The sequence below is a fragment of the Pseudoalteromonas sp. SG41-2 genome (assembly GCF_014164535.1).
GTDB classification, from domain to species: Bacteria; Pseudomonadota; Gammaproteobacteria; order Enterobacterales; family Alteromonadaceae; genus Pseudoalteromonas; species Pseudoalteromonas rhizosphaerae.
Map to the genome: position 1 here is coordinate 60,062 of NZ_JACJFK010000014.1, position 25,424 is coordinate 85,485.

The 25,424-nt window shown below is 41.2% G+C and carries 20 protein-coding genes; 11 read left to right on the top strand and 9 right to left on the bottom strand.

The window, feature by feature from the left end:
* Positions 1-71: 71 nt before the first annotated feature.
* Entirely contained in the window at positions 72-1,697 is a 1,626-nt protein-coding gene (locus tag H5186_RS12660) for a methyl-accepting chemotaxis protein (RefSeq protein ID WP_182794538.1), read from the top strand.
* Positions 1,698-1,852: 155 nt separating this feature from the next.
* Here H5186_RS12660 and H5186_RS12665 read toward each other — a convergent pair whose 3' ends face one another.
* The 8 genes from H5186_RS12665 to H5186_RS12700 form a co-directional block, all read right to left on the bottom strand.
* Positions 1,853-2,698 carry a patatin family protein gene (locus H5186_RS12665; RefSeq protein WP_259400332.1) on the bottom strand — a complete coding sequence of 282 codons (846 nt, stop codon included), beginning with the start codon at positions 2,696-2,698 and terminating at the stop codon, positions 1,853-1,855.
* A 29-nt stretch (positions 2,699-2,727) separates the two neighbouring features.
* On the bottom strand, positions 2,728-3,963 hold the full coding sequence (locus tag H5186_RS12670; RefSeq protein WP_145234192.1) for an ABC transporter permease: 1,236 nt from the start codon (positions 3,961-3,963) through the stop codon (positions 2,728-2,730).
* Positions 3,963-5,159 (bottom strand): efflux RND transporter periplasmic adaptor subunit, encoded by a 1,197-nt coding sequence (locus tag H5186_RS12675; RefSeq protein ID WP_182739553.1) that lies wholly within the window; start codon positions 5,157-5,159, stop codon positions 3,963-3,965. The genes H5186_RS12670 and H5186_RS12675 overlap by 1 nt, the downstream gene beginning before the upstream one ends.
* A complete protein-coding gene (locus H5186_RS12680) occupies positions 5,156-6,316 on the bottom strand; it encodes an efflux RND transporter periplasmic adaptor subunit (RefSeq protein ID WP_182717772.1) in 1,161 nt (386 codons plus the stop codon). Before H5186_RS12680 ends, H5186_RS12675 begins: the two co-directional genes overlap by 4 nt.
* Positions 6,306-7,277, bottom strand: a complete 972-nt coding sequence (locus tag H5186_RS12685) for an efflux RND transporter periplasmic adaptor subunit (RefSeq protein WP_182717773.1) — start codon at positions 7,275-7,277, stop codon at positions 6,306-6,308. Before H5186_RS12685 ends, H5186_RS12680 begins: the two co-directional genes overlap by 11 nt.
* Positions 7,271-7,945, bottom strand: coding sequence for an ABC transporter ATP-binding protein (locus H5186_RS12690; RefSeq protein ID WP_182717774.1), 675 nt, complete (start codon positions 7,943-7,945; stop codon positions 7,271-7,273). The genes H5186_RS12685 and H5186_RS12690 overlap by 7 nt, the downstream gene beginning before the upstream one ends.
* Positions 7,946-8,263: 318 nt before the next feature.
* Positions 8,264-8,716 (bottom strand): NfeD family protein, encoded by a 453-nt coding sequence (locus H5186_RS12695; RefSeq protein WP_145234181.1) that lies wholly within the window; start codon positions 8,714-8,716, stop codon positions 8,264-8,266.
* Positions 8,717-8,734: 18 nt separating this feature from the next.
* Complete coding sequence (locus H5186_RS12700; RefSeq protein WP_145234179.1) at positions 8,735-9,688, bottom strand: slipin family protein; 954 nt, start codon at positions 9,686-9,688, stop codon at positions 8,735-8,737.
* Between the two features lie 339 nt (positions 9,689-10,027).
* On the opposite strand from H5186_RS12700, the gene cas6f reads away from it, so the two are divergent.
* Both cas6f and tkt read left to right on the top strand, forming a co-directional pair.
* Positions 10,028-10,237, top strand: a complete 210-nt coding sequence (cas6f, locus tag H5186_RS12705) for a type I-F CRISPR-associated endoribonuclease Cas6/Csy4 (RefSeq protein WP_182717775.1) — start codon at positions 10,028-10,030, stop codon at positions 10,235-10,237.
* Positions 10,238-11,052: 815 nt separating this feature from the next.
* Complete coding sequence (gene tkt / locus H5186_RS12710; protein WP_182794540.1) at positions 11,053-13,053, top strand: transketolase; 2,001 nt, start codon at positions 11,053-11,055, stop codon at positions 13,051-13,053.
* Between the two features lie 107 nt (positions 13,054-13,160).
* Here tkt and tal read toward each other — a convergent pair whose 3' ends face one another.
* Positions 13,161-14,114 carry a transaldolase gene (gene tal, locus H5186_RS12715; protein ID WP_182794541.1) on the bottom strand — a complete coding sequence of 318 codons (954 nt, stop codon included), beginning with the start codon at positions 14,112-14,114 and terminating at the stop codon, positions 13,161-13,163.
* A gap of 248 nt (positions 14,115-14,362) precedes the next feature.
* Between tal and H5186_RS12720 the strand changes: the two genes are divergently transcribed.
* The 8 genes from H5186_RS12720 (at position 14,363) to H5186_RS12755 (ending at position 25,290) form a co-directional block, all read left to right on the top strand.
* Complete coding sequence (locus H5186_RS12720) at positions 14,363-16,015, top strand: ribulokinase (RefSeq protein ID WP_182794542.1); 1,653 nt, start codon at positions 14,363-14,365, stop codon at positions 16,013-16,015.
* On the top strand, positions 16,012-16,713 hold the full coding sequence (locus H5186_RS12725) for an L-ribulose-5-phosphate 4-epimerase (protein WP_182717779.1): 702 nt from the start codon (positions 16,012-16,014) through the stop codon (positions 16,711-16,713). The genes H5186_RS12720 and H5186_RS12725 overlap by 4 nt, the downstream gene beginning before the upstream one ends.
* 22 nt (positions 16,714-16,735) lie before the next feature.
* Complete coding sequence (gene araA / locus H5186_RS12730) at positions 16,736-18,235, top strand: L-arabinose isomerase (protein ID WP_182784223.1); 1,500 nt, start codon at positions 16,736-16,738, stop codon at positions 18,233-18,235.
* 88 nt (positions 18,236-18,323) lie between these two features.
* Positions 18,324-18,914: an HAD family phosphatase gene (locus H5186_RS12735; protein ID WP_182717781.1), complete on the top strand. Its 591-nt coding sequence runs from the start codon at positions 18,324-18,326 to the stop codon at positions 18,912-18,914.
* Positions 18,915-19,130: 216 nt separating this feature from the next.
* Positions 19,131-20,198 (top strand): aldose epimerase family protein, encoded by a 1,068-nt coding sequence (locus H5186_RS12740; RefSeq protein ID WP_259400328.1) that lies wholly within the window; start codon positions 19,131-19,133, stop codon positions 20,196-20,198.
* Positions 20,198-22,165, top strand: a complete 1,968-nt coding sequence (locus tag H5186_RS12745) for a glycoside hydrolase family 97 protein (protein WP_182739560.1) — start codon at positions 20,198-20,200, stop codon at positions 22,163-22,165. The genes H5186_RS12740 and H5186_RS12745 overlap by 1 nt, the downstream gene beginning before the upstream one ends.
* Entirely contained in the window at positions 22,137-24,107 is a 1,971-nt protein-coding gene (locus H5186_RS12750; RefSeq protein WP_182794544.1) for an RICIN domain-containing protein, read from the top strand. The genes H5186_RS12745 and H5186_RS12750 overlap by 29 nt, the downstream gene beginning before the upstream one ends.
* A 415-nt stretch (positions 24,108-24,522) precedes the next feature.
* Positions 24,523-25,290 carry an ABC transporter substrate-binding protein gene (locus H5186_RS12755; RefSeq protein ID WP_182717785.1) on the top strand — a complete coding sequence of 256 codons (768 nt, stop codon included), beginning with the start codon at positions 24,523-24,525 and terminating at the stop codon, positions 25,288-25,290.
* The last annotated feature ends 134 nt before the right edge of the window (positions 25,291-25,424 follow it).

Here is a 25,424-nt window from a genome sequence, read left to right on the forward strand (position 1 = left end):
TTATAAAAACGTAGAGGCTTTTGAATTACGTATTATACTTGTAAATATTAAAGATGTAGCTTTGGAATACTATGTTAAATAATTATTTGGTCCGTTCCCGTTTAATTGTATTAGCGCTTTTACCTGTTGTAATATTTACGATTACTGCCATATATTCAATTAGTACTATGGGAGGGTTAGTCAAAGGAATTGACAGTTTATATGAAAACCGTGTCGTACCATTGAAACAGATAAAAACAGTGTCAGATAACTACGCAGTTAATATTGTTGATTTACTTCATAAATTTAGAGCTGGGACTATAAGCCAAAATGATTTATTAGCGGCAGTACAGCAGTCTCAAAATACAGCCGATAAAGAATGGAATACTTACCTTAGTACAGACTTAATCAGTGAAGAAAAAAGCTTAGTAAATACTGTTGAACAAAAACTTAAGCCAGTTCAAGCGCACCTCAAAAATTTGTTGAATAAAATACGCAATGGGGATTTCCAGTCACTCTCTCAACAGCAGTTTGTTACTGATCTATATGATGTATTCGATCCGTTAAGTGCGAGCTATCAAGCTTTAATAGAGCTGCAATTAAATGAAGCGAATCACTTTAAAAAACAAGCCGACGAAAACTTTGCGTTAGTAAGTCTAGTGATGAAATTATCAGTAGGACTGTTGATTTTTTTGTTGTTAGCCATTGCTTATTTTATTTATCGTTCAATTCAAAATCCATTGATGGCGCTGCGCGATACCATTACGCAAATTGCAAATAATGCTGACTTGCGAATACGAGCCAATGTACTTGGTGAAGATGAAATTGCAGATACTGCGCGAAACTTTAATAATATGTTGTCACGTATACATACTTTAGTAACCGATGTATCTGGGGCGACGTTAACTTTATCTTCTGCGGCAGAAGAAATGAACTCAATTAGTGAGCAAGTGGCCTCAACAGCCACAGAGCAAGAGCAACAGTCTACAATGATTGCGACAGCCATTACGCAAATGAGTAGTGCGATTGAACAAGTGGCACAAAATGCGATGGCCACATCAGAAAAAGCCACTAATGCAGATAGTAAAGCACAACAAGGGCAGCAAGCCGTTGCTGATAATATTAGCTCAATCCAAACGTTATCTAAGTTAGTAAATACAAATACACAATTAATAAACGACCTTAATACACAAACAAATGATATAAATCAGGTTGTAATGATGATCCAAGGCGTTGCAGAGCAAACTAACTTACTGGCTTTAAATGCTGCGATTGAAGCCGCAAGAGCAGGGGATTCTGGTCGTGGTTTTGCTGTTGTTGCCGATGAAGTAAGGCAGCTTGCTCATAATACCCAAAAAGCCACAGCGAGCATTAATGAAATGATCAGCAAGCTACAAGGTATGGCTCAACAAGCTGTTGTTGCTATGGGCAACGCTGAAAGTAGTGCACAAGAAAGTGTTGATCATGCAGAATATTCATCACAAGTTTTAACTGAAATAAATCAAGAGGTAACCGAAATTGCCGATATGAACACGCAAGTGTCAACAGCCACTGAAGAGCAAAAAATGGTGGCCCATGAATTAAGTAGTAACATCAACGAGTTTAGTTCTAGTATTGCATCAGTGAGTGAAAGTTCTCAGCAAAACGCACAAGCATCACAGGAGTTGGCGTTACTCGCAAGTATGTTACAACAACAAGTAAATGAGTTTAAAGTATAACACTGTAATGAGTGTACCTTGTTACTAATAGAGTACGAATGACAAGGTACAGTCTAAATTTATTAGTTTCACAAGGTTTGGATCGCGCAGTTTTGTGACAACATCAGCAAAAACAATAAGCTGCCACACACTTTTTTATAGATAAAATCATTGTTCTATAGCTGCATGTTTTGCAAGTGTTGCTGTGCAGCCACAATCCCCATCTGATAACCATCGCTGAGCTTTTGATAGTTTTTAGTGGTGCGGCCAACGTTAAAGTCAGCCGGTGGTGCGATGATATTTATTTTACAGTCTGCAGGTGGATTATGAATAAACGCAATACTGGCATTATAGTTATCAGCTCGCGCTAAAGATGCACTGGCAAGTGCCGGGTGGTTTTTATAAATGCGGCGTGTAAACCATGGGGCCTTACTGGTTTTTTTACGATATCCAAGTGGTTGTGATAAAACGACCGTGATTTCTTCAGCTCCCATTTGATAGGCTTTTCGGATCGGAATTGAATCAGCCACACCGCCATCGGTCATGGCAACACCATCTATGACTGGGTAATCTCGATAAGCAATAGGAATCGCACAGGAGGCTTTTAACTGTTGCTCCATTTGCTCTGCTGTCGCTTTTAAATATTGCGCTGATGCTGTGTCTATATCGGTAGCGACAATATAAAATTCACAGTTCTGTGTTGCAAATGTGCCAAGATCTAAACGAATATCAGCCATGGTGGTTTGCCATAACCAATCTAAGTCAAATAAATGCCCACCACGGATAAAGCGCGCTAAATTAATAAACTCGGGTCGGCATGAATAATCAGTGATCACTTTATGATTACGTTTAGCTTGTTGGCATAAATAAGCCGCAATATTAGTTGCCCCAGCAGAAACACCAAAGCAGCGATTAAATGGTTGGTATTGTGCCCCTAAGAACGCATCAAGTACGCCGGTGGCAAATATGCCGCGCATTGCACCACCTTCTACAACAAGGGTGTGTTTGTTGTTGCTCACCAAATTTTCTCCTTTAACTACTAACATTCGAGTTAATCACTTTGCAGTGCTTCAATAGGGTCAAGCTGTGACGCTTTGATCGCGGGGTATACACCAAAAATAAGGCCGACTAACGCACAAATACTAAACGATAGCACGATGGCGGTCATTGACCACGATACCGCCCACTGCGAGTACATAGAAATAATTTCAGACAAGCCAATACCAAATACCACACCCAGTAGGCCACCTAAAATAGAAATGGTAAAGCTCTCGGCAATAAATTGTATTCGAATGTCTTTTTGTGTTGCACCAATAGCACGCAGTAAGCCAATTTCTTTAGTGCGTTCAAGCACCGTCGCCAACATGATATTCATAATACCGATACCGCCAACCAGGAGTGAAATGCCTGCCACGCAGGACATTACAATATTAAATATTTGCTGGGTTTGTTTTTGCTGGGCTAATAATGCGGCAGGAATAACTAATTCAAAATCATCAATATCACTGTGGCGATTTTGCAGTAAATGTTCCAGTGCTTGTGCGGCAACAATTGGATCAACCGATTTATCAATGGCTAGTTTCAAGCTGCTGACTTCACTATCAAGTAAGCCACTTTCAAAGCGGTGTAATGCAGTACTAAGTGGAATAAATACTTGGTTTTGTTCGTTACCGAGTTTGACTCCTTGAAATTCTTTTTTCTTTAAATAAGGCGCTTGTAAAATACCGACTACTTTAAACCATAAGTGGTTAATTTTTATTTGTTGACCGAGTGCGTCACCTAACGGAAATAGTTGCTTGGCAGTATTTGCGCCAAGCATTGCCACTTGAGCAAACCGTTGTTGATCGTTTTTATTTAATATACGCCCAGCAAATAGTTGAAAATGTGACAGCTGAAAATAATTAGCGCTTACACCTACGGCATTGGCGTCGCTGTTATTGTATTGGCTAAAAATATGATACGTCTCGATGGTTTTTTGTGCGGCAAAATCGGTAACAAAAGGCAGCGAGTCGTGGGCAACTTGGGCATCACGCAGGCTTAAACCGGCCGAATGCTTACGTTGCTCTTTGAGTTCTTTTTCATCGAACTCTTTGCCATTAACAATCAAATTATATAACCCCATAGAGTCAATCATTTTCATGGCTTCACGTTCAGCACCTTCACCAATATTGAGCATAGCAATGACGGCACCGACACCAAATATCATCCCTAATAAAGTCAGTAAAGTACGTAATTTATGCTGTGCAAGCTCTAAGGCGGTGTCGATAAATAAAGTTAAATATTTCATCAGATGTCCTTTATATCAATGAGTGAGATCACATCATTAGCAGCTAAGCCTGCGAGGATCTCTACATGACTAAGGTTATGTTTGCCTAATGAAACGGTCTTTTTGACAAATTCGCCAGCTTCTTCAACATAGACATAATGCGCATTTTGTTCGGTAAAAACACTTTGTTTAGGTACCACTAAACGCTCACTTTGCGGTGTCACTAAAATAGTAGCATTGAGTTTTAAACCCGGGCGTAAAGCGTCACTTTGCTGATTTATCGTTGCTTTTAGTTCGTAAAATTTTTGTGGGTCGCCGCGTTTTATTGATTTAGGAAACGGTGATACTTCAATTAACTCGCCACGAAATTGCTGCTCAGGCAATGCAATAAGTTTGAATGTAAGTGACTGACCTACGGATAAATCGATTGCTTCACGTTCAGACACATATAACATCAACTGCATTTGGCTAACATCAGGCAGTGCTGCTATTTTTTGACCAGGCCATAAGGATTCACCCGCTCGCGGTTTTTCGCCGCGCCAATTAGTACTATGGGTTAATAAGCCATCGTGAGGGGCGATGATCTCAAGCAATGATAGGTTAGTGTTCAACGTTGCTAATTTTTGTTTGTATTGGTCTTCTTTCATTTTTAATAACATCAACTCTCCGGTGGCACTTTGCTCAAAACGGCCAGTTTGCCAGTCGTAGTAGTTATGTTTTGCATTTAAAAACTCAACATTTTGTTGTGACTCTAAAATATCTAATTTAGAGCGAATGCGTTCATCTTCAATTGAGTAATCTTCGGCAAATTGCTTTTCTTCATTAACCAATACAATATCGTGCTCTAAAATAGTCTTATCTTTATCTATTTCTCCTGATTTTTGTGCTAAATCTTGCGCTGCTAAAGCCGCTTGATTAGTGTTTTTTTGGCTTTGCCGACGCATTTGTTCGCCATCAAAACGAGCAATGACCTGACCTTTTTTAACTTGGCTATATTCTGGCATTAACCACGCTAAAGTTTGTGGCCCACGGCTTGATGCTGGCGCAACAATCAGGGTTTCATTTGCCGCGATCAAATGCCCTTTGGCTTCAACCTCAGTTTTAAAACTGTGTTCACTAACCGTATAAGTAAGCGCGTTTTGAATTTCATGTTCTTTTGAACAACCGCTGATAAATAAAGCTGTAACGATTAAGCTAAGTGCAAAGCTCGTTTTCATAATTTTACCTCGTCGCCTAGTTGTAGGCCGCTTTTAACTACGGCGAGATTATCGGTAAAGTGACTTATCTCTATAAATTGTTTGTTATTTTCAGTGGTTGTAACATAGGGACCTTGTTGATCATATTGCAAACTGGTTAAAGGAATACTTAATACCTGAGGTAAGCGAGCGGTGGTGATCTCTAAGCGCGCAGTAAGTCCTGGGCGAATAACACTGGTGTCAATATTATCAATACTAACAATGGCATCCACAATCCGACGCTTATCTTGATATGACTTTTCTCTAAATACACGACCCAAACTCTTTATTTTCCCTGACACAACTAGTTCGCTACTGCCATCAATGGTTATTTTAACGGTTTGCCCTGGGGCAATTTTACCGCTGTCGGGTTCATCGATTTGTGCTTTTACTTGCATATTTTTAAGTACAGCAAGCTCAATAACAGGCTGACCAAATTGCACACTTTCACCAATGGATGACTTTTCACCTTCATAATTGGTTTTATAAATTACCAGCCCATCAATTGGGGCTTTTACCTTAAGGCGTTCAATATCTTGTAAATACTCGTCTACCTCACTTTGCAGCCGTGCAACTTTACTTTGCACCATTTTTAAGTTTAGTTCTTTGCTCTGTTGCTGAAACGTTTGCTTACTTTTAGCAAGCGTTAGATCGTTGTTTGCAATAGTAAAATCAATTTGTGACTTTTTACGTTCAACTTCAGAACGAGATTGATCAACAATCTCTGCTTTGCGTTTAGCTTTATCGTAGTTCATTTTCATTTCGGCAACGCTGAGGGTCAGTTCTTGCTCTTTGATAAGCTCTTTATTTTGCGCATTTTCGAGTTGTTTTTTTGCTCGCTCTAATGAAGATTGTTTGTCGATTAGCTTATCGCGAACTTGTTTGTCGTCAAACGATACCACCACTTGGCCTTTTTTAACTTGGGTGTTCTCCGCTAGCATAGTCTTAATTTGGTATTGCCACATACGGGCAACTGACGGCGGGGCAATGATCGCACTGGTTGATGACTCCAGTTCGCCATTGGCATTAACCGTGATAGCAATATCACTCTTTTTCACTAGATAATGTTGTTGCTCATCGTCATTACATGCAGTTAATAGCAACATACTCAATATTATGCATAAAACGTTATGATTCATCAGAGTCTTCTCCGATTGTTAATTTTGCACTCATGCCCGGTAACAGTTTTAAATTCTGAGCGTTAAAGTTAAAGCGAGTTCTAAAGTAGGCATCTTTGCCCCACTGAAGGCGTTCTTCTGGCTGAGTTGAAATTTCGCTTAAAGTCGCATTGAGCGGCTGTTGTAAATAGGCGTCAAATAACAATTGCGCTTGTTGGCCAAGTTGTAAATGTTGATAATCAATTTCGTGTACCCAGGCTTCAATGTAGAGTTCACTCATGGCCGGTATTTCGACAATTTTCCAGCCTGGTTGGGCTGTCATACCGACAAATGCTTTTTCGCCATTCCACGGATGGTTTGCATATAAAACGGGCCCTGTACGCTGTGCCTTAATGCTCATACTTGCCAGTTGCGTTTTATTGTATGCAAGGTCTGTTTTTAGTTGTTCAATAGTCAGTAACTGCTTATTGCGCGCAACGGTATTTTCAGTTTTAACTTGGCTGAGTTCTTCGGATGATTTTTGTTTATTGATCAGGGCTTTTTCAAGTTCGAGCTGATTTTTTTGATAATCATAGGTACTTAAGTTAGCGTGTGGAATAGCAGCATCTATGCGGGCACGCGCTAGTAAAAGCTCAGTGCGCTTAAAGTTAAACTCAGCTTCTATTTGTTTTTCTTGATTGCTAGTGGTGATCCTAAGCAGCTCTTCTTCGGCGGCCTCTAAACTTACTTCATCTTGTTCAATTTCACTGGCAATCGAGCCACTATCAAACACCACAACAACATCACCTTGTTGCGCTATTTCGCCTTCTTTCATCATCCATTGTACTTGTACTCGCCAATTGTCTGATTTTGGAGCATAAAAAATTTGCTTATCGCTGGCTTTTAGCTCACCACTGAGTAATAAACTTTGCGCGTTGCTTGAGAAAGCTAAGCTGTAAAGTAATAATCCTAAACAGGCTTTGAAACATTGATTTTTTAACATCCGCTATCCTCTATAACTATGCCATCTTTCATCCGAATAATTCGCTTAGCATAAGCAGCAATATCTTCTTCATGGGTTACCATGACCAAAGTATGCCCTTGCTGGTGGAGTGAGCAAAGCAACTGCATAATTTCATGAGACGTTTTACTATCGAGGTTACCCGTTGGTTCATCAGCAAAAATGACTTTTGGCTCGTTTACTAATGCTCTGGCAATAGCAACTCGTTGCCGCTGACCACCGGACATTTCAAAGGGTTTATGGTGTGCGCGATTTTGCAAGCCAACCTTATCCAGCATCGCCATAGCGCGCTCACTGGCTTGCTGTTTTGGGGTGTCGGTATAGCGCAGTGGCAAAGCCACATTTTCTTGAGCACTAAGGCGAGTTAATAAGTGAAAGGTTTGAAATATAAAGCCAATTTTTTTATTACGGATAGCTGACAAACTTTCGTCATCTATTTCTTTAATACTTTCACCAGAGAGCAAATAACTGCCTGAGGTTGGTGTATCGAGACACCCAAGGATATTCATTAAAGTCGACTTCCCTGAACCGGAAGCGCCCATTACGGCGACAAACTCACCTTCTTCAATATGCAATGAAACATTACTTAATGCAATGACTTGCGTTTCGCCTGCGCCATAAGTACGGCAAAGATTTTCGACCCTGATCATACAGTTACTTTTTGTTTTTATTATTATCTGATTGGTTAAACTAGCGAGTTTTATAGCGAGACACAAGTCCAAATATAGTAGTTAAACATACGTCTATTTGCAGCCTTTAATTGTTTTAACATTTAAAGGCTAATTTAATCATTGTCAGTTAACAATTGCGTGGTTTTATATTTCATTTATTGCGTTTTAGCTAAGAGTTGTGCGGGTTTAGCGAATATTTTTTGTTACAAAAAAGCCAAGTAATTCGATAAAAACTTCTTGGCTGGCTTTATGGTAAAAATCATACAGCATATTCAGAGTGTTATACCCACATCTAGGTTAAATTGCTGCAACCCACATAACACCGACTTCTTTTTTTACCACTTTTACATGGGTGCCAGCGCTTAGTGGTTGCTGGCTTTTTAGTTTCCAGCTCACTCCAGAATACGAGTAGGTACTAACACCTAACTCATCAACATCGCTAGTGAGCACAAAATCAAGCTCTGCAAAGTCACTTTTCACTTCTTTATTATCAACATTATCTTGCATGCGTTTTAGCGGTTTCCATAGTAAAACAGCGCATGCGGCGGTGATCAAGGTGTTACTCCAAAGTGCGGTGGTTAATGAGTCTTCTAACAGCGCGAAGTTCATCATTAATCCAGTTGCAAATAATGATATACCCAAAAACAATAATATAAAGGTCGACATTCCCAGCACTGCTACTTCAATTATCAGTGCCAGTACACCTAAGATCATCAGTGTTTGGGCTAAATTATTGGTAATGAACTCCATAGTTTGCTCCTTTACAGCTTAACCTTTTTGTTTGGTATTTAAGGTATTAATAATCGACATCGCTTGCGCTACCATAGAGCTGGCATCGGTGCCGTTATCGGGTAATAAAACAACTGACGATTCTTTAGCAATGGCTTGTTTTGCGGCAATTGCTTTTGAGGCGAGGTCTAATTGAATGGCTTTTTGACCTTGCTCAGTATCAGCTGCTTCACCTACTTTACGTAGTGCATCAGCTTGTGCTTCGGCTACCGCAATAATGGCTTTAGCTTCACCTTCAGCACGCAGGATTTGCTCGGCTTTTTCTGCTTCAGCGGCTAGTACTTGCGCTTGTTTTTTACCTTCAGCGACATTGATATTAGCTTGACGATCACCTTCTGATTCTAAAATTTGTGCACGTTTAACACGTTCCGCTTTCATTTGTGCTTCCATCGCTTCCATTACTGATTGCGGTGGCACAATATCTTTAATTTCATAACGTAATACTTGAATACCCCAAGGATCTGCGGCTTGGTTAATTGCCGCAACAATATTAGTATTTAGTACATCACGTTCTTCAAAGGTTTTATCCAGCTCCATTTTACCAAGCTCTGAACGCATCGTTGTTTGCGATAATTGCGTAACGGCAAACACATAATCATCAACGCCATAAGTGGCTTTGTATGGATCCATAACACGGAAATACAATACACCATCAACAATCAATGAAATATTATCTTTGGTAATAGCAGATTGCGACGGCACATCTTGCGCTTGCTCTTTTAAACTACGATCAGCGGCAATACGATCAACAAACGGCACAATAAAGTTTAGGCCTGCTTCTTTAGTTGATTGATACTTACCAAAACGTTCAATGAGCCACGCACGGTTTTGCGGCACAAATTTAACACTACTTTTTAGCAGTACTAAAACAAAAATGAGTAAAAACGCCTCAACAGTGAATAACATGTTGAGAACTTGCGTTATCGGGTCCATAGATACTCTCCTTTAATAGTGGCCAATATGGCGTGTCACATATTTATTTAATTTATATACTTATAAACGTGACTAACCCTACATTACCATTGAGCTGTAAGCCCAGCTAGTGAAAAATCGTGACAAAGTATGTCGGTAAGTTAATTACGATTGCAATATTATGGTCATGTTTTTTGAAGATGCACACAGAAAGTATGTTTGATTTTTGATCTAAAGCAAATAGTTCAGGCAGAAAGGGAAGTCTGTTTGTGAGCCTCTCAGTTAATTTAAGATTAGCAAACTCAAAGTGAATACCTTACATAGTTAAACTCACCTTCATGTAAGAATAGACCCCGCACCATGTTTAGCTCAAAACAACGTACACATTTTTTCAAACAATGTAAATATGTACTTGGTGCTGCTGATAATCCTTATCTAGATTTGTTCAGCGGTTCAACAGAACAAGTGCATCGCAAATTCTTTGCGTTTAGTGATTTAAAAGATAAACCTATTGATGGTAAGTTTGATTCTTATGGATTAAGTAAAGTTGCCACGATACCTTGGTTTTAACCCTTTATTTTTTCTCTTTAAAATTTTCTATAAAAACAATGGGTTATAACATATCGTTTTTGATAAGGTAAAATAGTAATATTTAACCTAATGGCTTGTTGTAACTTATTTTTATGCTGATATTCTATAGTTTACTGCCGCACAGGCAGCTTAGAAAACGGACAACCAGTATCAGCCCTGCAGCTTCGAGTTTACTGCCGCACAGGCAGCTTAGGTGACGAGGGACCGACAAAAATATCGGGAATATTTTGGAACTGCGAAGCAGACCTTTATGGCGAAGGGCAGGACGCCTAAAGTAAACGACATATCTAATAAAGAGTGCAGCGCGAAGAAGTGAGGTCATGGCAGATTTTTGTTCCCGACAAAATCTAAGTACCTAAATCCATTTAGGTAATGACCGATGTAACCAAGCTCCATGGACGGATTGTTAAACCTTTGGTTTATTTGAAGTACTGTCGCGCCAGCAAGCTTAGCGCCTACGACACAGACCGCTTAGGTGGCGAGGCAGTGGAACGAGTTTTTTGATCACTATTCGGCGCTAAAGCGATCTCCTACAAGCCACACTACTGATGTTTACGGCGACGATATGCTTAACGTGCTAAGCACGAGTTACAAATTATTTCATGGTTTTTCATTTACCCTCACGGTCTGTTTTTTGTGCAAAAAATCGTTAAGTTCTAGGTAAATGATTTGCAGAGCTGCATTTGTATGTGCTGAAGAACTGTTTTTAGCGAGTTCGGGCGATTTCTGATTGCTATTTATATTACATTTTGAGATATTATTTATAATATAATATTAACAGGAAATAGTAACAGATGACTCTGCCCAGTTCTCAATCTGCAAATGCAATCCGTATGCTTGCTGTCGATGCCGTTCAAAAAGCTAATTCAGGTCACCCAGGTGCACCAATGGGGATGGCCGATATTGCTGCTGTTCTTTGGCAAAACTTCCACCGCCACAATCCATTGAATCCTGATTGGCCTAACCGCGACCGTTTTGTGTTGTCAAACGGCCATGGCTCTATGTTGCAGTACGCATTACTACATTTAAGTGGTTATGATGTCAGTATTGAAGACATTAAACAGTTTCGCCAACTGCATTCTAAAACGCCGGGTCACCCAGAGTATGGTTATACACCTGGGGTTGAAACAACTACAGGGCCACTTGGTGCTGGTATTGCCAATGCGGTTGGTATGGCAATTGCTGAAAAAACCTTAGCTGGACAATTTAATAAACCACACTTTGATATTGTTGATCACTTCACTTACTGCTTTTTAGGTGATGGTTGTTTGATGGAAGGTATCTCTCATGAAGCATGTTCATTAGCAGGTACATTAAAGTTAGGTAAACTCATCGCTTTTTGGGATGACAATGGCATCTCAATTGATGGCGAAGTAGAAGGCTGGTTTACTGACGATACCCCAAAACGCTTTGAATCATACGGTTGGCAGGTTATTAGTGGCGTTGATGGTCACGATATAGCCTCGATTGCCAGTGCTATTGAAGCTGCGCAAGCTAACCCAGATCAGCCAACGCTTATCTGTTGTAAAACGGTGATTGGTTTTGGTTCGCCCAATAAATCGGGTAGTCATGATTGTCACGGTTCACCACTGGGTAATGATGAAATTGCAGCGGTTCGTGAGCAACTAAATTGGCCACATCCAGCGTTTGAAATTCCTCAAGATCTATACAATGAGTGGAATGGCCAAGCCAAAGGCCAAGATTTAGAAAGCGCATGGCAACAAACCTTTGCCGCTTACAGCAAAGCACACCCAGAGCTGAGTAAAGAATTTAACCGCCGTGTAACGGCTAAATCATTACCGAGCAACTTTGCAGAAATTGCTGATCAGTACATTGCCAAGTGCCAAGAAGATATGCAAAACATCGCAACCCGTAAATCATCACAAAATGCCATTACCTTCTTTGCTGAGCATTTGCCTGAACTTATGGGAGGCTCCGCTGATTTAGCCGGTTCCAACTTAACTTTATGGCCTGACGCGAAAGGCTTGCAAGATGATGCTGCCGGTAACTATGTATTTTATGGCGTACGCGAGTTTGGCATGAGCGCGATAATGAATGGTATTGCGCTGCATGGCGGCTTTATCCCATTTGGTGCAACTTTCTTAATGTTTATGGAATACGCGCGTAATGCTGTGCGTATGGCGGCATTAATGAAAGCACACAGTATTTTTGTGTATACCCATGATTCAATTGGTCAAGGTGAAGATGGCCCGACCCATCAGCCAATTGAACAAATTGCTAATTTGCGTATGACGCCAAATATGTCGACTTGGCGCCCATGTGATGAGGTTGAAACTGCCGTTGCGTGGCGTCAAGCGTTAATCAATGAAGCAGGACCTAGTGCGTTGATCTTTAGCCGCCAAGGCACTAAAGCAATGCCACGTGCAAAAGAGCAATTAGCGAATGTTGCAAAAGGTGGCTATACCTTAGTTGAATCGGAGCAAACACCAGATCTAATCATAATGGCGACTGGCTCTGAAGTTGAATTAGCGGTTAATGCGGCAGCTGAACTAACAGCTCAAGGCAAGCAAGTTCGCGTTGTTTCTATGCTATCAACCAATCAGTTTGACTTGCAAGATAAAGCCTATCGCCAGAGTGTATTACCTGTTGGTGTTGCTAAAATTGCGGTAGAAGCTGCACATAGCGATTTTTGGTATAAATATGTTGGCCAAGATGGCGATGTACTAGGTATGACTACCTTTGGTGAGTCAGCGCCAGGACCAGTTCTGCTTGAATACTTTGGCTTTACTGTGAGTAACCTAGTTGCTAAGGCTAATGCGTTACTAGACGCTTAATTGTTTTGAACTTGGGTTAAAAATTTACCTGAACAAAAAGCCCGCTGATTTAATTAAATCAGCGGGCTTTTTTATTTGCAGAATTGATTTTATATAACGACTGAAGCTTAGATCAGCTCAGCTAGAATGGCTTCTAGTTTTTCTTGGTCAATTGCAAATTGGCGAATACCTTGGCTTAGTTTTTCAGTGGCCATGGCATCTTGATTCATTTCCCAGCGAAATGCTTGCTCAGTCATAGGCGTTGGCGGGGCAACTGTTTCAGTAGCAGCAGTCAGTTGACGCGCTAATGGGGCATCTGTTGCGGCTAGTTCTGATAATAGCCCTGGGCTGATAGTTAATCTATCACAACCTGCCAGTAATTGGATTTCGCTGATGTTTCTAAAGCTTGCACCCATAACGATGGTTTTATAATCGTGCTTTTTGAAGAAGTTATAAATATGTGCAACAGACTGTACGCCTGGATCATTAGCACCGCTAAAATCGCTATCAGTTTGGTTTGCTTTATACCAATCAAGAATACGACCAACAAAAGGCGAGATTAAATAAGCACCTGCTTCAGCACACGCACGAGCTTGAGCAAATGCAAACACCAACGTTAGGTTACAGCGAATACCTTGTTGCTCGAGTACTTTTGCTGCTTGAATACCTTCCCATGTAGACGCCACTTTGATCAACACGCGCGAGGTATCAATATCTTGCTCTTTATAGAGCGCAACAAGCTCAAGGGCTTTATCAATAGTTGCTTGAGTGTCAAACGATAAACGAGCATCTACTTCGGTAGACACTAACCCTGGCACTTGAGCCATTAAATTTGCACCAATTAGTACCGATAGTTTGTCAGCAGCTTTGCTGATCACCTGTGCATTGTCACTTGTTTGTTGCTTAGCCCAAGCAACGGCTGCTACAGCCAATGGACGGTATTTTTCAATTTTAATGGCATTGAGCAATAACGACGGATTGGTAGTGGCATCTTGCGGCTTATATTGATCGATTGCTTCAAAATCACCGGTATCAGCAACCACAGTGGTCATGGTTTTTAATTGTTCTAATTGGCTAGACATAGGCATCCTATTCTTATGATACAAAATAAATTAATGGCTTTTAGCATTACTTTAAGCATTGTTTTGAACAAGGTTTAACCCTTATTGACTGCAAAGTGTCAATTTAAAGGCAAGGGAGTCACGAATATCGCAGAATAAATCTGTTAATAATATTTTTATAATACCTTTACAACCTGTCATTATTGATATTATCATACAAATAACAGTAATGACTAACATTGTTAGTATCCAATTAGTGAAAGGTATTTATGTCTCGTTATACATTGGGATTAGATTATGGCTCAGACTCAGTAAGAGCACTGCTTGTTGATGTAACCACAGGTAAAGAGCTGGCTAGCCATTTAGTGAATTATCCGCGTTGGGCGCAAGGTTTATATTGCGACCCAAGTAAAGATCAATTTCGCCAGCATCCACAAGACTACATCGACAGCTTGATTGAGGTCGTTAATGGTCTATGGCAACAAGTACCTGCGGGAACTGCGGATAAAGTGATCGGTATGAGTTTTGATACCACGGGTTCAACACCGGTGGCGATTAATAACCAAGGTACGCCTTTAGCGCTGACTGAAGAATTTGCTGAAAACCCTAATGCGATGTTCATTCTTTGGAAAGACCATACGTCGATTAAAGAAGCGAATGAGATCACCAAAGCCGCGACCAATAACGAGGTTAATTATCTTTCACACATGGGCGGTATCTATTCATCAGAATGGTACTGGGCTAAAGCCTTACATATCTTTAGAGATGATGCGGCTGTCAAAGCGGCAACTTACTCATGGGTTGAGCATTGTGATTGGATGACGGCATTGATGTGTGGCACCACTCACCCAGAAGTATTAACACTGGGACGCTGTGCAACGGGCCACAAACAAATGTGGAATGAGCAATGGGGTGGTTTCCCACCAAATAGTTTCTTCAGCAATATTGACCCATTATTAGATGGTGTGGTTGATACGCTTAATGCAGCAACCCAACCAAGTGACCAAGTCGCTGGTAAATTAACAGCGCAATGGGCTGATAAACTTGGTTTATCACAGAATGTAGTTGTAGGTTACGGTGCGTTTGACTGTCACATGGGGGCAGTTGCTGCCAATGTGCGTCCAGGTGTTTTAACTAAAGTAATGGGTACTTCAACTTGTGATATTACTGTTACTTCAAAACAGCAACTTGGCGATACCTGTGTTAAAGGTATCTGTGGTCAAGTAGATGGCTCAGTGATCCCAGGCATGATTGGCCTTGAAGCGGGGCAATCTGCGTTTGGCGATTTATACGCATGGTTTAAAAACCTAATGCTGTGGCCAACTCGCCAGTTAGCAAATTTAAACGACGTTGAACAAAGCTTGATCAACAAAATTGAAGACTCAATTTTAGTTGATTTATCAAAAGCTGCCAGTGCGTTACCGGTTAAAAATACTGATGTAACAGCACTTGACTGGGTCAACGGTCGTCGCACACCTGATGCAGATCAAAGCGTAGCAATGGCCATGACGGGCATGAAAATGGGCACTGACGCGCCGCAGTTCTTTAAAGCATTAGTTGAGGCGACGGCCTTTGGCGCTCGTGCGATCACCGAACGCTTTGAAAATGAAGGCGTGCCGATTGATTCAGTAGTGGTAATTGGCGGCATTTCAAAAAAATCAGATTACGTAATGCAAACCTGTGCTGATGTATGGAATTGCCCAATTGACGTACTTGAAAGCGAGCAAAGCTGTGCGCTTGGTGCTGCAATTATGGCTGCTGTGGCAGCGGGCGAATATGCAACAGTGGCGGATGCTCAGCAAGTTATGGCTTCTGCTGTATGTCATCAGTATTTACCTAACCCAGAGCGGGTTGCGGTTTATAACGAACTCTATGCTAACTATCAAGCGTTAGCACAGTATGTTGATGGAGCAAAATCATGAGCTACACAGAGTTAAAGCGTGAAGTATTTGAAGCTAACATGGAATTACAACGTCGTGGTTTGGTGATTTACACCTTTGGTAATGTATCGCAAATTGACCGCGACAAAGGCGTGATTGCGATTAAACCAAGTGGTGTTTCGTATGACCAAATGAAAGCAGAAGACATGGTAATTGTTGATTTACAAAACAACATTGTTGAGGGCAGTATGCGTCCATCTTCTGATACCAAAACTCATATTCACTTGTATCGTCATTTTAATGACATTGGTGGCGTAACGCATACTCATTCAACTTACGCAACAGCATGGGCACAAGCAAAGCAGAGTATTCCATGCTTTGGGACAACGCACGCTGATTATGTGCACGGTGACATTACCTGTACACGTGAGCTTACCGATGCGCAAGTAAATGGCGATTATGAGCTTGAGACAGGTATTCAAATTACTGATGCTTATAAAGACCGCGACCCAAAAGCAGCACCAATGGTGATTGTGGCAGGACATGCACCGTTTACGTGGGGTAAAGATGCAGCGCAATCTGTGTATCACGCAGCACTGCTAGAAGAAATTGCTCGCATGGCTTACTTAACTCGCACGCTTGATCAAAATGCAGGTGCGCTTAAGAAGTCTGTGATGGATAAACATTATTTAAGAAAACACGGTAAAGATGCCTACTACGGCCAAAGTAACCGTGGCTAACAAGTACAAGAGGAATTTATATATGCCGTCGTCAATGAAAGAAGTTTGGTTTGTAACTGGGTCACAACATTTATATGGCCCAAAAGTGTTAAACACCGTTGCAGATAATAGCGCTGCAATTGTTGCTGGTTTAAATAGCGAAGCAAATTTACCGGTTAACTTAGTCTGTAAGCCAACGGTAAAAACACCTGAAGAAATTCATGCGGTTTGCCAAGCAGCAAACACTGATCCTAACTGTGTGGGTTTAGTATTGTGGATGCATACATTCTCACCAGCAAAAATGTGGATTGCCGGTTTAAACGAATTACGTAAGCCATGGTTACACCTTCATACACAATTTAATGCCGCGTTACCGTGGTCTGAAATTGATATGAATTACATGAACACCCACCAAAGTGCGCATGGTGATCGTGAGTTTGGTTTTATTGGTACTGTAATGCGCAAAGAGCGTAAAGTAGTGGCAGGTCACTGGCAACGTGCTGACGTGCAAAAGCAAATTGATGATTGGTGCCGCGCTGCTAAAGGGTGGGCTGAGAGCCAAACACTTAAAGTGGCACGTTTTGGCGATAACATGCGCCAAGTTGCGGTTACAGAAGGTAACAAAGTATCAGCACAAATCACTTTTGGTTATGAAGTACACGCCTTTGGTGTAGCTGAGCTCGTTAAAGTTGTTGATACCGTGACAGATGCTGAAGTCGATGCCCAGCTTGAAGTATACAAAACTGACTATGTGATCAGCGATGAAACGTTGCAAGATGACTACAAAGTATCGATGCTACGCAACGAAGCGCGTTTAGAGCTTGGTATGGAACGCTTTTTAGAAAAAGGTGGCTTTAAAGCATTCACTAACTGTTTTGAAGACTTGTCTGGTTTATCAGGTTTACCAGGACTTGCAACGCAGCGCTTAATGGCTAAAGGCTATGGCTATGGCGGTGAAGGCGACTGGAAAACAGCCGCTATGGTACGCATCATGAAAGTAATGGGTGAAGGCCGTGAAGGCGGTTGTTCATTTATGGAAGATTACACGTATAACATGGGTGATACCGACCAAGTACTAGGTGCTCACATGTTAGAAGTATGTCCATCGATTGCAGCGCAAAAACCACGCCTTGAAGTTCACACTCACACCATTGGGGTGAAATGTGATGTGGGTCGTTTATTGTTTACTGCTAAAGCCGGTGCGGCAATTAACGTTTCGCCAATTGATATGGGTAATCGTTTCCGTATTTTGATCAACGAAGTAGATACAGTAACGCCACCGGCTGAGTTACCGCATTTACCAGTTGCATCAGCATTGTGGGAACCAAAACCGAATCTATCAGTGGCGTCTGCTGCGTGGATCCATGCCGGTGGTGCGCACCACACTGCGTACAGCCAAGCTGTTACCACCGATATGATTGTTGATTTTGCTGAAATGGCAGGTGTTGAAACCATGATTATCGATGCTGATACCAGCATCCGTGGTTTCAAAACAGAGCTACGCCACAATGCAGCGTATTACATGTTAAAACGTGGGCTTTAATCACCTATAACAGCAGTGATCTAAGTTAACTAAATAAGCCAACTTTATAGTAAAGTTGGCTTTTGTTTTCTAAGACTTTGGAGTACACATGCTCGATCTCACAAAATACCAAGGCATTATTTTTGATATGGATGGCACGCTTATCGATTCGATGGGCTCTCATTTACAAGCATGGGAGCTGACCTGCCATGCATTAGGTTATCCGTTTGACTATGACTATATGTATAGTTTAGGTGGCGTACCAACACTTGCCACTGTTGATATTCTCAATGAAAAATATGGACTTAGTCATGATCCTGATGAAGTTGCCAAGCAAAAACACCAATTTTGGTTAGGCTTAAACCATCAGCCAGAAATCATTACTGAGACAGTCGATGTATTAAACTATTACCATGGCAAAATGCCTATTGGGGTAGGTACTGGCGCGGACCGTGCGCATGCCATTGAGCATCTAACTCAAACAGGGTTAATCGATAAAATAGACGCATTAGTTACTGCCAGTGATGTTCGCCACGGTAAACCACACCCAGAAACTTTTTTAAGCGTAGCCAAACAAATAAACATTCAACCACAAAATTGTGTGGTGTTTGAAGACACGCAAATAGGCTATCAAGCAGCTCAGGCTGGTGGTATGGACTGCATTTTAGTCAAAGACGGCAAAATACAACTAAAAAGTTAGGCGAATAAATTTGCAATCGATCACTATATTGTATTATAAAAGTATAAATGCAATTATAATAAGGTTATTGTCATGTCATTGCAATGTGTAACTCAGCGCCTAACAGCGGTTCATCAGTCGTCAACATCGATTAAAAAATTATCTCGCGGTATCTTTGCAATAGCAGTGTCCTTTGGGATTGCTTTAACCCCCGCGTGTGCTCACCAAGGAGACAATATGACCAATTCACCTTCTGCATTACTGCACGCTTATGGCAAGCTGGCAGACCAAACTCCGATCAACCAAGTTACCCTAACCAATAGTAATGGCGTGAGCGTTGATGTGATCAATTATGGCGGCATTATTACCCGTATCGAAACGCCAGACAGCAATGGCAACATGGGTAATATTGTTTTAGGTATGGATAATTTAGAAGATTACACTAATGCAACCACATACTTTGGCGCGATCATTGGCAGATTTGGTAACCGTATTGCTAATGGTAAATTTAGCTTAAACGGCACGGATTATCAGTTAGCAACTAACGATGGTGCTAACCATTTACACGGTGGTGTGCAAGGCTTTGATAAGAAAGTCTGGAATATGGTGCCATTTAGCACGCAAAACAGTGCTGGTGTAACACTAAGCCTCGTAAGTCCTGATGGTGACCAAGGTTATCCTGGTGAGCTGACCACACAAGTCACCTATACATTGACCAACAAAAATACCCTTGATATGCAGTTTGTGGCAAAAACAAATAAGCCAACCATCATCAATATGACCCAGCACAGTTATTTTAACTTAGCCGGTAAGGGCGATATTCTCGATCATCAAATGCAAATCAACTCAAACGCAATCACCCCTGTGGATGGCGGTTTGATCCCAACGGGTGAGTTAATGCAAGTGGCGGGTACACCGTTTGATTTTAGAAATCCAAAAGCAATTGGTAAAGAAATTAATGTGGATGATGAGCAGCTGAAGCTTGGTAAAGGTTATGACCATAACTTTGTGCTGAAAAACAAACCTAATCATGATTTGATTGAAGCAGCTAACGTTTATGAGCCAAGCTCAGGTCGAACCCTAACTGTGTATACCGAAGAACCTGCGGTACAGTTTTACTCAGGTAACTTTTTAGATGGAAGCAGTAAGCAAGCCTCTGGTTTAGTACATAAATTAAGAAGTGGTTTTTGCCTAGAGCCACAGCACTTTCCTGATGCGCCTAATCAGCCTACATTCCCAACTACAACACTGTTGCCAGGTGAGGTTTATTCAACGCGTATCGTGTATGAGTTTGGCACTAAGTAATGCACTTCGTTAATCAAATAGGGCTGCTGTTTGCAGCCTTAGTGATAACAACTGTGGCGCAAGCGACTGAGGTTGCGACTATTCATAGCCCAGATCAGCAGTTAGCCGTATTGGTTGATTTAGATGAGCAAGGGCAGTTAAGTTATCAAGTACAGTCAGGTAGCGATAAAGTAATTGAGCCATCTTTATTAGGTATCACGCTTAATAATACCGATTTTACTAAAAAGCTTAGATTATTAGCTGTTAAACAACAGCCGACAGTGAATGATAGCTACCAGCTTTTTACTGGTAAGCAACAGTTTGTTGATTACCAGGCTAACAGTACGGTTGTAAGCGTGACTAATCAGCAACACGAAACATTGAATGTTCGCTTTCAAGTGAGCAACGATGGGGTTGCTTTTCGCTACGAGTTAGATGGGGAGTCCTCGGATACGCGGGTCGTTATGAGTGAACAAACGGGTTTTAACTTCCCAAGTGAAACCGTTGCGTGGTTACAGCCTAAAGCGCAAGCGCAATCTGGCTGGATGAACACTAACCCTTCTTATGAAGAAGAATATTTACAAGCGACAGCATTAACGACCCCTGCAATAACCAATAATGGCTGGGTGTATCCGGCATTATTTAAGCACCAAGAGCAGTATATTTTAATCTCAGAAGCTGGTGGTGAAGACTATTACAGTGGTACTAATTTAACCAATAATAGCCAAGGGCAGTTTAAGGTTCGTTTTCCTGATCAGCGTGAAGTTACTTCTAATGGTGGCTATTTACCAGAGCATACACTGCCGCTGTTATCGCCTTGGCGTTTATTGGTAATTGGCACGTTGCAAACGGTTACTGAGTCTACTTTAGGGACTGACTTAGCACGACCAAACCAGCTAACTAACACTGATTTTGTTAAACCGGGGATTGCTGCTTGGAGTTGGGGGTTATTAAAGGATGACTTTACAACCTTTCCTGTGCAAAAACAGTTCATTGATTATGCAGCAGATATGCACTGGCAATATGTATTGATTGATGCGGATTGGGATCAAAAAATAGGCTGGGAGAAAATGCAGCAGTTGGCAGCCTATGCTAAGCAAAAAAATGTTGATTTATGGGTTTGGTATAACTCATCAGGCGCGTGGAATAACACGGTTTATTCTCCTAAAAGTGCATTACTAACGCGTGCTGATCGCATTAAACATTTTGCAAAACTTCAAGCTATGGGAATTAAAGGCATTAAAGTCGACTTCTTCCCGGGTGATGGTTCATCTGTGATGGCCTATTACGAAGCTATGCTGAAAGACGCAGCAGCACATCAGTTAATGGTCAATTTTCATGGCACCACTTTGCCAAGGGGCTTGCAGCGAACTTATCCTAATCTAATGACCTCCGAAGCAGTAAAAGGCTTTGAGATGATAAGCTTTTTTCAAGCATTTGCCGATAAAGAAGCGCAGCATGCAGCGACCTTAGTGTTTACTCGGAACGTGTTTGATCCAATGGATTTTACACCTATGGTACTTGGTGATATTCCTAATATTGAACGCAAAACCAATAATGCCTTTGAGCTCGCGCTGCCGATTTTATTTACATCTGGGGTACAGCACTTAGTGACAACGCCTGAGCAAATGACGAAAGTTTCAGAACCAGTAAAAGCTTATTTGAAATCGCTGCCTACTCTGTGGGATGAAACAAGGCTCTTGCAAGGCAGCCCAGGTAAGCATGTGGTGATGGCGAGACGTTCTCGCTGCAACTGGTATGTTGCAGGTATTAATGCGCAGGATAAAGCTATTACGTTAGATATTGACTTAAGCTTTAGTAACTTCAGTTCAGCCCAGCTACTTAGCGCAGGTAAAAAATTAACACAGGTTGAGGCGCAACAGCTCAACTCAAAACTGTTTTCTATAAAATTAAACCCCAATAGCGGGTTTGTTATAATAACTAAGGGTGATAACAACAATGAATGCACAACATCACTTGCGCACTAAATTAAAGCGTACTGCTAAAGCAACAGGCCTTGTAGGTTTATTCGCTTTGTCATTAAGCTCACTTACAGGGTGTGAATCTACAACCCGCGCAGACACACAACAAACACAAGATGCAGCACCAATCGCGAGCGCAAAAGCACCCACGCAAGATGATGGCGTATTCACTAATCCATTATTTCCTAATGGTGCCGATCCATGGCTTGAGTACTGGGATGGTAACTATTACCTAACGACGACAACATGGACATCTGAATTGGTGATGCGTAAATCACCTACTTTAGCAGGACTTGCCGATGCAACCCCAGTAAATGTATGGTCAGCGACCGATCCTGCGCGTTGTTGTAACTTTTGGGCGTTTGAATTTCATCGTGTTAAAGGCCCTGACGGCTACCGTTGGTACATGATGTATACAGCAGGGACTGATGGTACTTTAGATAACCAACATCTTAATGTATTAGAAAGTGCCGGTGACGACCCAATGGGTCCGTATGAATACAAAGGCGCACTCATGCCTGATGTATGGAATATCGATGGTAACTACCTAAACTATAAAGACAAACTGTATGTGATCTACTCACAGTGGCAAGGAGATCAACAGTTAAACATTATTGCTGAAATGGAAAACCCGTGGACATTGAAAAAGAATTCACCGCACACGGTGATCACACGTCCTGAACTCGATTGGGAGATCAGTGGCCGTAAAGTTACCGAAGGCGCTGAGATTTTACAGCATAACGGTCGCACGTTTATGACTTACTCAGCAAGCTTTTGTAACACCCCAGACTACAAGTTAGGGATGTTAGAACTTGTAGGTGATGATCCGCTTGATGCAAACAGCTGGAAGAAGTTTGACGAGCCGGTATTTGAACGTACTGATGAAGTATTTGGCCCAGGCCATAATGGCTTTTTTACCTCACCCGATGGCAGTGAAGACTGGCTGGTATACCATGGCAATGACTCAGTAGAACACGGTTGTAGTGCCACACGTTCTTTACGTGCGCAAAAATTTACTTGGAATAAGGATGGCACGCCAAACTTTGCAAAACCTGTTACACCGGGTGTTGAAGTGGCTCCACCATCAGGTGAATACGGGCCACTTGTAACTCGTGTGCAAGGTCAGCGTTATAACTTAGTTAATGCAACCAGCGGTTTATGTTTAGATATTGCAGCGGATCCTCAAGATGCGCGTGCCGTGCAACGCCAATGTGCAAGCACCAATGGTCAATGGGTGATTGATGCCACCACAGATGGTTTTGTACGTTTAGCAAATCGTGAAGACAGCAAGTTTTTAGAGCTGGCTAATTGCAGTGATGCTGATAATGCGAAAACACAATCTGCGGCATGGCGTAACAACTTTTGCCAACAATGGAAAGTTGCCCCAAGCACTGATGGAAATGTCACCATTACGAATCGCTACACTGAAAAACCATTAGCCGTAGCAGGGTGTTCAGCCGCGCAAAATCAAGCGGTTTTACAACAAGGTAAAGATACTGCATGTGCTGATTGGCAGTTACAGCCTGTAGGCAGTGTCGCGGTAATGAGCCAACAAAGTGGTAAAGCATTGAGTGTAGCAGGAGCTGTTAAAGCAGGTACTAATGTTGAGCAACAAGCGTTTACTCACAGCGACGCCCAACAATGGTTCTTTGCGCCAACAGACACAGGTTACGTTGCTTTAAAGCAAGACCTAGATAGCGATTATTGCGCTGCTGTGGCAAACAATGCTTTAGTGCCTGGCGCTAACGTTGAAATGGCTTCGTGCGAAACTAAAACAGCACAATGGCGTATAACCCCTGTTGAAGGTGGCGGCGTGATGTTGATCAACCGTTACACAAAGCAAGCACTGGGTTTAAGTGATTGTGGCCTTGCAGATAAAACTAATTTTGCACAACAACCTGATTTAGGTAACAAGTGCCAAATTTTCCATTTACGCGAACCAAAGTAAATGTAAATAAGCGTTCGACTCTCACCAAGCCACTGTTTCGATAGTGGCTTTTTTATGTGTATGTAGCGTGCGTTTTAATTTTATGAACTTACATTTGAATAGTCGTGTTATTGCCATCATTAATAAAGTGCACTCGCGGCCTGTACATTTAGTATTTTTTAACAAACTGCCAAAGTTAAGCGATTCGCTCAATATAAAAGGTGGTTGTATTTTAAGCTGTTGTCGCTAATTTAATTAGTGTAAGGTGACGCAGCAAAGGTACAATTTGATTGTCCATAATTGTAAGATACAGTGAACCAAGTGTAATGTTAGCGTAGGCTGCTAATATGTAAGGTAAAGCCAAAGATAATTATAAAATAAACTTAAAAAATAGCGCTTTTTATAGATAGAAGCAGGCACAGGAATAGGAAGCCTCATGATATTAAGAATGATTTTATTATTGAGTTTATTGTCAAATATAAATGCAAATGCTCAGGATCCAGAGCCTGAACTTACAATTTTGTTGAACGACTGGCCACCTTATAATTTTAACAAAGGTGGTAAGCTAGTTGGTATTAGCACAGAGTTAGTAGAAGCCGCGCTGCAAAAAGCGAACATCAAATACAAACTGTTAGTTTATCCTTTTAAGCGCGCTTTATACACTGTCCAACAAACTCCTAACACTTTGCTTTTTACAGTAGCTCGCATTCCTGAGCTCGAAAATATGTATAAATGGATTGGCCCTTTGCACACCAGAGAGGTATATCTGTATAAATTAAATTCCCGATCTGATATACAGATCAACAAAATCGCAGATATCAAACAATATAAAACTAGTGTGCTGATGGGCGGTTCAGTTGAGCAATTCCTTAAACGTAATCACTTTCAAGAAAATATAGACTACTATGTTACTGTTAATTCAGAACAAATATTAAAAGCTTTATTTAAAAAAAGGACAGATCTGATCCCTGGAGATCCATTAGATTTAGCCTATCAAATGAAAACGCTGGGCTATGATCAGTCAGCAATTGAAAAAGCCTATTTACTGTCGAACGAAGGTGGCTATTACATGATAGCTAATAAAAAAACATCAGATGAAATGATAACAAAAATTCAGAAATCTTTAGATGAAGTGCTTGCATCAGATAAGAAAGATAAAACTATCGAAAAGTATCTACAAATAAAAAGCGGTTCCTTTAACTAAAAATCTATCGATTAAACAATCACTAATTATTTTGGTGATTAAATTGCAAAGCTTATTGCGCCTGGTAGCAGAAGGCATTTTAATGGCCGATTTACTTTTGTCAGTAAAAATTGCTGTAGCAAGGAAATACGAGT

Excerpts from the sequence above, each read along its gene's own strand:
- H5186_RS12660 (WP_182794538.1), top strand. The coding sequence starts at position 72 with ATGTTAAATAATTATTTGGTCCGTTCCCGTTTAATTGTATTAGCGCTT.
- H5186_RS12670 (WP_145234192.1), bottom strand. The coding sequence starts at position 3,963 with ATGAAATATTTAACTTTATTTATCGACACCGCCTTAGAGCTTGCACAG.
- H5186_RS12675 (WP_182739553.1), bottom strand. The coding sequence starts at position 5,159 with ATGAAAACGAGCTTTGCACTTAGCTTAATCGTTACAGCTTTATTTATC.
- H5186_RS12680 (WP_182717772.1), bottom strand. The coding sequence starts at position 6,316 with ATGAATCATAACGTTTTATGCATAATATTGAGTATGTTGCTATTAACT.
- H5186_RS12685 (WP_182717773.1), bottom strand. The coding sequence starts at position 7,277 with ATGTTAAAAAATCAATGTTTCAAAGCCTGTTTAGGATTATTACTTTAC.
- H5186_RS12690 (WP_182717774.1), bottom strand. The coding sequence starts at position 7,945 with ATGATCAGGGTCGAAAATCTTTGCCGTACTTATGGCGCAGGCGAAACG.
- H5186_RS12695 (WP_145234181.1), bottom strand. The coding sequence starts at position 8,716 with ATGGAGTTCATTACCAATAATTTAGCCCAAACACTGATGATCTTAGGT.
- H5186_RS12700 (WP_145234179.1), bottom strand. The coding sequence starts at position 9,688 with ATGGACCCGATAACGCAAGTTCTCAACATGTTATTCACTGTTGAGGCG.
- cas6f (WP_182717775.1), top strand. The coding sequence starts at position 10,028 with ATGTTTAGCTCAAAACAACGTACACATTTTTTCAAACAATGTAAATAT.
- tkt (WP_182794540.1), top strand. The coding sequence starts at position 11,053 with ATGACTCTGCCCAGTTCTCAATCTGCAAATGCAATCCGTATGCTTGCT.
- tal (WP_182794541.1), bottom strand. The coding sequence starts at position 14,114 with ATGTCTAGCCAATTAGAACAATTAAAAACCATGACCACTGTGGTTGCT.
- H5186_RS12720 (WP_182794542.1), top strand. The coding sequence starts at position 14,363 with ATGTCTCGTTATACATTGGGATTAGATTATGGCTCAGACTCAGTAAGA.
- H5186_RS12725 (WP_182717779.1), top strand. The coding sequence starts at position 16,012 with ATGAGCTACACAGAGTTAAAGCGTGAAGTATTTGAAGCTAACATGGAA.
- araA (WP_182784223.1), top strand. The coding sequence starts at position 16,736 with ATGCCGTCGTCAATGAAAGAAGTTTGGTTTGTAACTGGGTCACAACAT.
- H5186_RS12735 (WP_182717781.1), top strand. The coding sequence starts at position 18,324 with ATGCTCGATCTCACAAAATACCAAGGCATTATTTTTGATATGGATGGC.
- H5186_RS12740 (WP_259400328.1), top strand. The coding sequence starts at position 19,131 with ATGACCAATTCACCTTCTGCATTACTGCACGCTTATGGCAAGCTGGCA.
- H5186_RS12745 (WP_182739560.1), top strand. The coding sequence starts at position 20,198 with ATGCACTTCGTTAATCAAATAGGGCTGCTGTTTGCAGCCTTAGTGATA.
- H5186_RS12750 (WP_182794544.1), top strand. The coding sequence starts at position 22,137 with ATGAATGCACAACATCACTTGCGCACTAAATTAAAGCGTACTGCTAAA.
- H5186_RS12755 (WP_182717785.1), top strand. The coding sequence starts at position 24,523 with ATGATATTAAGAATGATTTTATTATTGAGTTTATTGTCAAATATAAAT.